General features: G+C 65.4%; 3 protein-coding genes. All 3 read left to right on the top strand.

Features of this window, described 5'->3' with window-relative positions; genetic code table 11:
- On the top strand, positions 1-1,284 hold a 1,284-nt coding region (locus QSV36_RS10805), incomplete at its 5' end, for an AMP-binding protein (protein ID WP_289131586.1).
- Position 1,285: 1 nt separating this feature from the next.
- On the top strand, positions 1,286-4,630 hold the full coding sequence (locus QSV36_RS10800; protein ID WP_289131585.1) for a non-ribosomal peptide synthetase: 3,345 nt from the start codon (positions 1,286-1,288) through the stop codon (positions 4,628-4,630).
- 12 nt (positions 4,631-4,642) lie between these two features.
- On the top strand, positions 4,643-11,347 hold a 6,705-nt coding region (locus tag QSV36_RS10795), incomplete at its 3' end, for a non-ribosomal peptide synthetase (protein ID WP_353853230.1).

Genomic DNA, 11,347 nt, shown 5'->3' with positions numbered 1-11,347 from the left:
GCCTACGCCCTGGACGCCAGCGACAGCGTGTTGCAGAAAACCCCGTTCAGCTTCGACGTGTCGGTGTGGGAGTTCTTCTGGCCGCTGATGACCGGCGCGCGCCTGGTCGTGGCCCAGCCGGGGGCGCACCGCGACCCGCAACTGCTGGTGGACACCATCGACCACTATGGCATCAGCACGCTGCACTTCGTGCCGTCGATGCTGCAGGCGTTCATGGCCCACGAAGCGGTGGAGCGCTGCGTCAGCCTCAGGCGCCTGGTGTGCAGCGGCGAAGCACTGCCGGCCGAACTGGCCCGGCAGACCCTGCAACGTTTGCCGGCGGCGCGCCTGTACAACCTGTACGGGCCGACCGAAGCGGCCATCGACGTCACCCACTGGAGCTGCCAGCCGGACGAAAGCATCAGCGTGCCGATCGGCCAGCCGATCGACAACCTCAAGACCCACATCCTCGATGGCAGCCTGCAACCGGCGGTGCGCGGCAGTGCCGGTGAGCTGTACCTCGGCGGTGTGGGCCTGGCCCGTGGTTATCACCAGCGCCCGGCGCTGACCGCCGAACGCTTCGTGCCAGACCCGTTCAGCCGCGACGGCGGCCGCCTGTACCGCACCGGCGACCTGGCGCGCTACCGCGCCGACGGGGTGATCGACTACGCCGGGCGGATCGACCACCAGGTGAAGATCCGCGGCCTGCGCATCGAGCTGGGCGAGATCGAAGCGCGCCTGCTGGAGTTGCCGAGCGTGCGGGAAGCGGTGGTGCTGGCCCAGGACGGGCCGAGCGGCAAACAACTGGTGGCCTACGTGGTGCCTGCCGACCGCACGCAGGAGCAGGGCGCGTTGCGCGACAGCCTGCGTGCCGCGCTCAAGGCCGGCGTGCCGGACTACATGGTACCGGCGCATCTGCTGCTGCTTGAGCAGCTGCCGCTGACGCCGAACGGCAAGCTCGACCGCAAGGCCCTGCCGCAGGCGGATGCCAGCCAGTTGCAGGGTGAGTACGTGGCCCCGCAGAGCGCGCTGGAGAAGCAGATCGCGGCGATCTGGGCACAGGTGCTGAAGCTGGAGCAGGTCGGCCTGGCGGACAACTTTTTCCAGCTCGGCGGGCATTCCCTGCTAGCCACGCAAGTGGTCGCGCGCTTGCAGATGGAACTAAGTGCGGACATACCACTGGCGCTGCTGTTCCAGACCGAAAACCTTCGCGATTACGCCACCGCCGTCAGCGCTGCAACCCGCGACCGCACGGCAGACCTGGACGAGTTCCACGACTTCATGAATGAGCTTGAGGCAGTTTGAGATGAGCACCGATACCCGCAATACCGACCTGGTTCACCGCTTCATTCGGCTGCCGCTGGAGCAGCGCAAGCTGTTTCTTGAAAAGTTGGCGTCCAAGGGCAGCAGCCTGGCGCAACTGCCCATTCCGCGGGTGTGCGGCGACTTCGAGCAGTTGCCGCTTTCCTATGCTCAGCAACGCCAGTGGTTCCTCTGGAAACTGGACCCGGACAGCGCGGTATACAACATTTCCTCGGCCCTGCGCTTCACGGGCAAGCTGGACCTTGCAGCCCTGCAGCGTGCCTTCGACGGCCTGTTGGCCAGGCACGATGCGCTGCGTACCACCTTCCACCAACAAGGGGAGCAGGTGCAGCAGGTGGTTCACCCACGCCTGGAGTTGCCGCTGGCCCCTGAACCGTTGGATACGCCGGGCGAGGAAGCCTTGCGCGAGCAGGTGGAGCGAGAGGCGCGCCAAGGCTTCGACCTGGAGCGGGGGCCGCTGCTGAGGGTCAGGCTGTTGGCGCTCGCTGCGCACGAGCACGTGCTGGTGCTGACCGTCCACCACATCATCGCCGATGGCTGGTCCATGCCGTTGATGGTGGAAGAGTTGGTGGGCCTGTATGAGGCCTACAGTCAGGGCCGGGATGCACAACTGCCCGCGCTACCCATTCAATACGCCGACTATGCCATCTGGCAGCGAAGCTGGATGGAGGCCGGGGAGCAGGCGCGACAGCTGGCCTACTGGACTAGCCAGCTGGGTGGCGAGGATCCGCTGCTGGAGATGCCGCTGGACCGCTCGCGGCCAACGCTCAGCAGCCTCAGGGGGGCGCGCCTGGCCATCGACCTGCCGGCAGACCAGGCGCGTGCGCTCAAACGGTTCGCCCAGCAACAGGGGGTGACGCTGTTCATGCTGCTGCTGGCCAGCTTCCAGGTTCTGCTGCACCGCTATTCAGGGCAGGCGGATATCCGCGTCGGTGTGCCGGTGGCCAACCGCAATCGGGTGGAAACCGAGCGCCTGGTCGGGCTGTTCGTCAACACCCAGGTACTGCGGGCCGAGTTCGATCTGCAGCTGACCTTTGCCGACTTCCTCGGCCAGGTCCGGCAGCGGGTGGTCGAGGCCCAGGCCCATCAGGATTTGCCCTTCGAACAATTGGTAGAAGCCCTGCAGCCGGAGCGCAGCCTGAATCACAGCCCATTGTTCCAGGTGATGTACAACCACCAGACCCAGGCCAGGGGCGAGCGCCACACGCTGCCGGGCTTGGACGTGAGCGCCGTGGCGTGGGACAACCACACCGCCAAGTTCGACCTGACCCTGGAAACCTTCGAGCACGACAGCGGTATCGGTGCTGCGTTGGTCTACGCCACTGACCTGTTCGACGCCGCGACCGCCCGTACTCTGGCCCGGCACTGGCAGAACCTGCTGCACGCCGTGGTCGAGCAGCCCAACCAGCGTATCGCCGAGCTGGCCCTGCTGGACGACACCGAGCACCAGCAGATCATCGCAGGATGGAACGCGACTCAGGCCAGCTACCCGGATGCCAGCTGCGTCCACCAGCTGTTCGAGGCGCAGGTAGCGCGAACCCCGGATGCCCCGGCACTGATCTTCGGCGAGCAGACGCTGAGCTATGCCGAGCTCAACTGCCGGGCCAACCAGCTGGCGCACAAGCTTCGCGAGCAGGGTGTGGGCCCGGATGTGCTGGTGGGCATCGCCATGCAGCGCAACCTGGAGATGGTCGTCAGCCTGCTGGCCATCCTCAAGGCGGGTGGCGCCTATGTGCCGCTGGACCCGGAATATCCGCAGGACCGCCTGGAGTACATGCTCGAGGACAGCCAGGCGATCCTGTTGCTGTCGCAGACCAGCCTGATTGAGCGTATGCCGGAGCAGTTCCGCTCGCGCACGCTGCTGCTGGACCAGTTGCCGCTGGACGGCTACCCGGACACCGACCTGGCCTGCCTGAGCAGCGCCCGCAACCTCATCTACTGCATCTACACTTCCGGCTCGACGGGCAAGCCCAAGGGCGTGCAGATCGAGCACCGCAGTGTGGCGGCACTGATTGGCTGGTCGCTATCGGTATACGAGCAGGCAGACCTGCGTGGGGTGCTGTTCTCCACGTCGATCTGCTTCGACCTGTCGGTGTGGGAGCTGTTCGTCACCCTCTCGGCGGGTGGTTATGCGGTGTTGGCCGCCAATGCCCTCGAACTGCCGAACCTGGCGGCGAAGGACCGGGTGCGGCTGGTGAATACCGTGCCATCGGCAATCAGGCAACTGTGCGAAAGCGGCAATATTCCAGCGTCGGTCAACACCATCAACCTGTGCGGCGAAGCGCTGAAGCAGCCGCTTGTCGACGACCTCTATCGCCTGGCGCACGTGCGCAAGGTGTACGACCTGTATGGCCCGTCCGAGGACACCACCTATTCCACCTGCACGCTGAGGATGGCCGGTGGCCAGGCGAACATCGGCCGACCTTTGCACAACAGTGCTGCCTACGTGCTCAGCGGTGCCCTGCAACCGGTGCCGGTAGGGGCCGTCGGTGAGTTGTACCTGGCCGGTGCCGGCTTGGCCCGTGGTTACCTGAAGCGCCCGGGGCTCAGCGCCGAGCGCTTCATCCCCAACCCCTTCGATGCCCACGGCGGGCGCATCTACCGGACCGGTGACCTGGCCCGCTATCGGCCGGACGGGGTGCTGGAGTATGTCGGCCGGGTGGACCACCAGGTGAAGGTTCGCGGCTTCCGTATCGAGCTGGGCGAGATCGAGGTGCGCCTGCAACAGCAGGCGGTGCGCGAAGCCGTGGTCATGGCCGTTGATGGCCCCGGTGGCCAGCACCTGGTGGCGTATGCAGTCCCTGACGAGCCTGGGGTGATGGCCGATGCCGCTGCGCAGGCAGCCCTGCGCGACCAACTGCGCAGTGCGTTGCGCAGGCAACTGCCGGAGTACATGGTGCCTTCTTACCTGGTGCTGCTGGGCAAGCTGCCACTGACGCCGAATGGCAAGCTGGACCGCAAGGCGTTGCCGCGCCCGGACCTTGCCCTGGCGGAGGAGGCCCACGTGCCACCGCGCACGCCCTTGCAGCAGCAGGTGGCCACGATCTGGGCGGATGTGCTGAAAGTTGACCGGGTTGGCCTGGGCGACAACTTCTTCCTGCTAGGTGGTCACTCCCTGATCGCCACCCAGGTGACCAGCCGCGTGCAGGAGCAGCTGGGCTTGGCGGTCAGCCTGAAAGCGCTGTTCGAAACCCCCGATCTGGGCGGCTACTGCGCGCAGCTGGAGCAGCTCACGCCACAGGCGGACCCTGTTCAGAATGAGCTGGCTAAATCCCTGGAGGCCCTGAAACGTCTAACTACGGAGGAAATTGAAAAGCTGGTTTCTTAGGAGATTTTGACTGTGCAAGAGCTGCTTGAGTCTGTAAAGCTACTGTCCACCAAAGAGCGCCAGGCCCTGGCAGCCTTGCTCAAGCAGCAGGGGGTGAACCTGTATGGGCTCACCCCGATCTTCAGGCGCGAGCCTGCAACCCCTGTCCCCCTTTCATACGCCCAGCAGCGGCAGTGGTTTCTCTGGCAACTCGAGCCTGCCGCACCGCTGTACAACATCCCGGCGGCCTTGCGCCTGCAGGGCCCCCTGGATGTCGAGGCGTTGCAGCGCAGTTTCGACGCGCTGGTGGCCCGCCACGAAACCTTGCGCACCACCTTCAGCGATGACGGGCAGGGCGCCGTCCAGGTCATTCACCCCGAGCACAGCGTGACGTTGGCGATGCAGACGCTGGCCTGCACCGATGAACACAGCGTGCGCGAGCACGTGGCGGCCGAGGCACGCCGCCCGTTCGACCTGGAGCAAGGACCACTGCTGCGGGTCAGCTTGCTGCGCCTGGGGCAGGACGAGCATGTGCTGGTGGTGACGCTGCATCACATCGTCTCCGATGGCTGGTCGATGCCGCTGATGATCGATGAGCTGATGCAGCTGTATGCCGGGTATAGCCAAGGCCAGGTGCCGCAACTGCCGGCGCTGCCGGTCCAGTATGCCGACTACGCGATCTGGCAGCGCCAGTGGATGGAAGCGGGCGAGCGCGAGCGGCAGCTGGCGTACTGGAAGGCAGAGCTCGGCGATGACCAGCCAGTACTCGAGTTGCCCACCGATCGCCCGCGTGCTGCGTCCAGCAGCCATCGCGGCGCGCGGCATGAGGTTCGCCTGCCGCAAACCCTGGTGCATTCGCTCAGGCAACTGGCCCAGCGTCAGGGAGCGACGCTGTTCATGGTGTTGCTGGCCAGTTTCCAGGCTTTGCTGCACCGCTATTCCGGGCAGGCGGATATCCGCGTCGGAGTGCCGGTGGCCAACCGCAACCGGGTGGAAACCGAACGGCTGATCGGCTTTTTCGTCAATACCCAGGTATTGCGCGCCGAGTTCGACCTGCCGCTGACCTTCAGCGACCTGCTCCAGCAGGTCAAACAGCGCGTGCTGGGGGCGCAGAGCCATCAGGACTTGCCGTTCGAGCAGTTGGTGGAGGCCCTTCAGCCCGAGCGCAGCCTGAGCCACAGCCCATTGTTCCAGGTGTTGTACAACCACCAGGTGCAGGCCAAGGGCGGGCAGCGCAGCGTGCCAGGGCTGCAGGTGGAGGGGCTGACCTGGGCTCACGATACGGCCAGGTTCGACCTGACCTTGGACACCTTCGAATACGAGCATGGCCTCGGCGCCGCCCTGAGCTACGCGACCGACCTGTTCGATGCCGCCACCATCGAACGGATGGCACTTCACTGGGTAAGCCTGCTTGAGGCGATCGTGCACCAGCCCGGGCAGCGCGTGGCCGACCTGCCGCTGCTCAGCCAGGCGCAACAGGACCAGGCCGTACAGGCCTGGAACCCGTCACCGATGCAGTTCCCCGCCGAACAGCCGCTTCATCGCCTGATCGAGGCCCAGGTCGAAGCTGCACCGGATGCGATAGCGCTGGTCTGCCGCGAACAGACCCTGAGCTACGCCGAGCTCAACCGCCGGGCCAACCAGCTGGCGCACAAGCTGCTGGAGCTGGGGGCCGGGCCGGATGTACTGGTCGGCCTGGCCGTCGAGCGCAGCCTGGAGATGGTTGTCGGCCTGCTGGGCATTCTCAAGGCCGGTGCTGCCTACGTACCGCTGGACCCGGCGTATCCACAGGACCGCCTCGCCTATCTGTTCGAGGACAGCGGTATCCGCCTGTTGCTGACCCAGCAGCACCTGCGTGACACCCTGCCAATACCGGCCGGCGTGCAGGTGCTGGAGCTGGACGGCGATACCGGCCTCGGCCGCTACAGCGAGGCCAACCCTGCCTGCCAGGTGAATGCCGACAACCTGGCTTATGTGATCTACACCTCGGGTTCCACCGGTAAGCCCAAAGGTACGCTGCTGCCGCATCGGAACGTGGTGCGCCTGTTTGCCGCCACCCGGCACTGGTTCCATTTCGATGCCAGTGACGTATGGACGGTGTTCCACTCCTACGCCTTCGACTTCTCGGTATGGGAGCTGTACGGCGCGTTGCTGCATGGCGGCAGGGCGGTCATCGTGCCCGCGGATGTGGCGCGTTCCAGCGAAGACTTCCACGCCTTGCTGGTACGCGAGCAGGTTACCGTGCTCAACCAGACGCCCTCGGCGTTCAAACCGCTTGTTGCGGTTGCCTGCGAGGCGGCGAAGGCGGGGCAGCCACTGGCCCTGCGGCATGTGCTGTTTGGTGGCGAGGCCCTGGAGGTCAGCAGCCTGAGACCCTGGCTGGAGGTGTTTGGCGACCACCAGCCGCGCCTGATCAACCTGTATGGCATCACCGAAACCACCGTACACGTGACGTACCGGCCGATCACCCTGGACGACTTGCACAACGGCGCCAGCAGCCCGATCGGCGAGGTCATCCCCGACCTGTCGTGGTACTTGCTCGACGCAAACCTGAACCCGATCCTGCCGGGTTGCACGGGGGAAATGCTGATTGGCCAGGCGGGCCTGGCGCGGGGCTACCACGGGCGCCCCGGGTTGACCGCCGAGCGCTTCGTACCCAACCCCTTCGATGACCACGGCGGGCGCCTGTACCGCTCGGGCGACCTGGCCCGTTACCGTACCGACGGGGTCATCGAATACATCGGGCGTATCGACCACCAGGTGAAGATTCGCGGTTTCCGTATCGAACTGGGCGAAATCGAAGCGCGCTTGCTCGCACAGCCTGCCGTGTGCCAGGTTGCGGTGCTGGCGCTGGATGGCGCCAGTGGCAAGCAGTTGGTGGGCTATGTGGTACCTGCCGATGCCGGTGTGCTGAAAAGCACCGCACAGCAGGCGCAACTGCGTGACAGCCTGCGTGCCGAGCTGAAGGCCAGCCTGCCTGAGCACATGCTGCCTGCGCATCTGCTGTTCCTCGAATGGCTGCCCCTTACCGGCAACGGCAAGCTCGACCGCAAGGCCTTGCCGGCGCCAGATGCCAGCGTGCTGCAGGGTGAGTACATGGCGCCGCAGACCGAACTGGAGCAGCAGATTTCAGCCATCTGGGCCGACGTGCTTAAGCTGGAGAAAGTCGGCCTTGCCGACAACTTCTTCGAACTGGGCGGCGATTCGATCATGTCGTTGCAGGTGGTCAGCCGTGCCCGCCAGCTGGGTATCCGCTTCACTCCCAAGGAGCTGTTCCAGCACCAGACAGTACAAGGGCTGGCTGCGATCGCCCGGCAAGAAACCGGCACGGCGATCGACCAGGGGCAGGTCGAGGGCAGCATGCCGCTGACTCCGATCCAGCAGTGGTTCTTCGCAGCGGACGTGGTTGCGCGGCATCACTGGAACCAGTCGCTGATGCTGCACACCCGCGAGGCGCTCGATGAACGCCACCTGCAAGCGGCGTTGCGCTGCGTGGTCGACCATCACGACGCCCTGCGCCTGCGCTTCAGCCACTCCGAAGGTGCCTGGCAGGCCGTGTTCGGTACCGCGCAGCATGAACTGCTGTGGCGCCGCCCGGTTGAAGATGTCGAAGCACTGGAGCAGGTCGGCAACCAAGCCCAGCGCAGTCTGGACCTGGAGCAAGGGCCTCTGCTGCGGGCAGTGTTGGGCGAGCTGCCCGATGGCAGCCAGCGGTTGCTGTTGGTCATCCACCACCTGGTGGTTGACGGGGTGTCTTGGCGGGTGCTGCTCGAAGACCTGCAACAGGCTTACCAGGCCCTGGCCGCCGACCAGACCCCGGTATTGCCGGCCAAGACCAGCGCCTTCAAGGCCTGGGCAGAGCAGTTGCAGGGCTATGCGACAACGCCCGCGCTGCAACAAGAAATGGCTTACTGGCACCAGCAACTGCAAGACGTTGACGATGCGCTGCCCTGTGACAACCCGCAAGGTGCCAACCTGCAGCGTTGCGCGGCCTCTGTCGCGACGCGCCTGGACGCACACTGGACGCACAAGCTGTTACATGAAGCGCCGGCGGCCTATCGCACCCAGATCAACGACCTGCTGCTGACCGCGCTGGCACGGGTGATCGCGCGTTGGACCGGTCGGGCACAGGTGCTGGTGCGCCTGGAGGGGCATGGCCGCGAAGACCTGTTCGACGGCATCGACCTGAGCCGCACGGTAGGCTGGTTCACCAGCCTGTATCCGCTCAAGCTCAGCCCACAGGCGCAATGGGCGGGCTCGATCAAGACCATCAAGGAACAGTTGCGCGCCGTTCCCGACAAAGGGATTGGTTATGGCGTATTGCGTTACCTTGGGGGAAGCGAGGCTCGTCAGCTGCTTGGCCGACTGCCGGCTGGCGAGATCGTCTTCAACTACCTGGGCCAGTTCGACAGCAGTTTCGACGCGACGACAGGGCTGCTGACGCCGGCGCAGGAAAGCGCAGGCCAGAACCACGATGACGCTACGCCGCTGAGCAGCCAGCTGGCCATCAATGGCCAGGTCTTTGCCGGGGAACTGAAGCTCAACTGGACGTTCAGCAGCGAACGTTTCCAGCCGTCGACCATCCAGCGTCTGGCCGATGCCTATGCAGATGAGCTCAAGGCACTGATCGAGCACTGCTGCCAGGCGCATAACCGCGGGGTGACCCCTTCGGACTTCCCGCTGGCCGGGCTGACCCAGGCGCAACTGGACAACCTGCCGGTGGCTGCCGCGCAAATTGCCGATGTCTATCCGTTGTCGCCGATGCAGCAAGGCATGTTGTTCCACAGCCTGTACGAGCAAGGCAGCGGTAACTACATCAACCAGATGCGGGTCGATGTCGACCACCTCGACCCGCAGCGTTTCAAGCAGGCCTGGCGGGATGTACTGGCGGCCCACGACATCTTGCGAACCGGCTTCGTGTGGCAGGCAGAGCTGGAGCGAGCGGTGCAGATCGTGCACCGCACTGTCGGCTCGCCGTTCACCGAACTGGACTGGCGCGACACCCAGCAGCTCGAAGCCGCGTTGCAGCAGCTGGCCGATGAGGAACGCCAGCGTGGCTTCGACCTGGCCGAGGCGCCATTGCTGCGCCTGGTGCTGGTGCGTACCGACAGGCATCGTCACCACCTGATCTATACCAACCACCATATCCTGATGGATGGCTGGAGTACCTCGCGCTTGCTGGGGGAGGTGTTGCAGCGTTATGTCGGGCAACCGATGCCGGTGCAGGCAACGCATTACCGCGACTACATCGCCTGGTTGCAGCGTCAGGATGCGGGCGCCGCTGAAACATTCTGGAAGGGCCAACTGGCAGACCTGGAGGCACCGACCTGCCTGGCGCAGAGCATCCCTGGCCTTGGCCTGGGTGGTTCAGCGTCTGGCCAGGGCGAGTACCAGCAGCGCTTCGACCGCCAGCAAACCCGGCAGATCGAGGCCTTCGCCAGGGCTAATCGGGTCACGGTCAATACCTTGCTGCAGGCTGTCTGGCTGCTGTTGCTGCACCGCTATAGCGGCCAGCCCAGCGTCTGCTTCGGCGCTACGGTGGCTGGGCGGCCGACTGACTTGCCCGGGGTGCAAGAGCTGATCGGCCTGTTCATCAACACGCTGCCGGTGGTCGGCACGCCACGTGCGGAGCAGACCGTCGCGCAGTGGCTGGCCCAGGTGCAGGCGAGCAACCTGGCCGCGCGCGAATTCGAGCATTCCCCGCTGTATGACGTGCAACGCTGGGCCGGGCAGGGCGGTGACGCGCTGTTCGACAGCTTGCTGGTGTTCGAGAACTACCCGGTGGCCGAAGCGCTGCAACAGGGCGCGCCCGATGGCCTGCGCTTTGGCGAGGTGGCCAATCGCGAGCAGACCAACTACCCGTTGACGCTGTTGGTGAGCCCGGGGGCGACTTTGTCGATCCAGTACAGCCACAATCGCAGCCATTGGTCTGGCCAGGCGGTCGAGCAGGTAGCGCAGCACCTGGGCAACCTCATCGGGGCCATGCTGGCAGATGCCGGCCAGGCACTGGCCGAGCTGCCGATGCAGGGCCCCGATGAGCAGCGCCAACTGCTGCAGGAGTGGAACGCTACAGATGCGGTGTTCCCGAGTGATAGCAGCATTCACCAGTTGATCGAGGCCCAGGTGTGCGCCACCCCGAATGCGCCGGCGCTGGTGTTCGGCGAGCAGACCCTGAGCTATGCCGAACTCAACCGCCGTGCCAACCAGCTGGCGCACCGGTTGCGCGAGCTGGGCGTGGGCCCGGACGTGCTGGTCGGCATCGCCATGGAGCGCAGCCTGGAAATGGTCATCAGCCTGCTGGGCATCGTCAAGGCCGGCGGCGCCTACGTGCCGCTGGACCCGGAGTACCCGCAGGAGCGCCTGCGCTACATGTTCGACGACAGCGGCATCGCCTTGCTGCTGAGCCAGTCGCACCTGCGTGACAGCCTGCCGATCCCGGCCGGGCTGCGCTGCCTGGAGCTGGATACGGAAGACCTGAGCGGCTGCAGCGATGCCAACCCGGACACCGATGTTGCGCCGCTGAACCTCGCCTACGTGATCTACACCTCTGGCTCCACCGGTCGCCCGAAAGGCGCGGGCAACAGCCATCGGGCGCTGGTCAACCGCCTGTGGTGGATGCAGAATGCCTACGCCCTGGACGCCAGCGACAGCGTGTTGCAGAAAACCCCGTTCAGCTTCGACGTGTCGGTGTGGGAGTTCTTCTGGCCGCTGATGACCGGCGCGCGCCTGGTCGTGGCC

The sequence above is a fragment of the Pseudomonas sp. BCRC 81390 genome, assembly GCF_030341915.1.
Classification (GTDB): Bacteria; Pseudomonadota; Gammaproteobacteria; order Pseudomonadales; family Pseudomonadaceae; genus Aquipseudomonas.
Note: the sequence above shows the minus strand (reverse complement) of the source record. Positions and strands in the feature narration are given on the sequence as shown.

Bases quoted from the DNA above. Each gene is read 5' to 3' on its own strand.
- QSV36_RS10800 (WP_289131585.1), top strand. From the start codon at position 1,286: ATGAGCACCGATACCCGCAATACCGACCTGGTTCACCGCTTCATTCGG.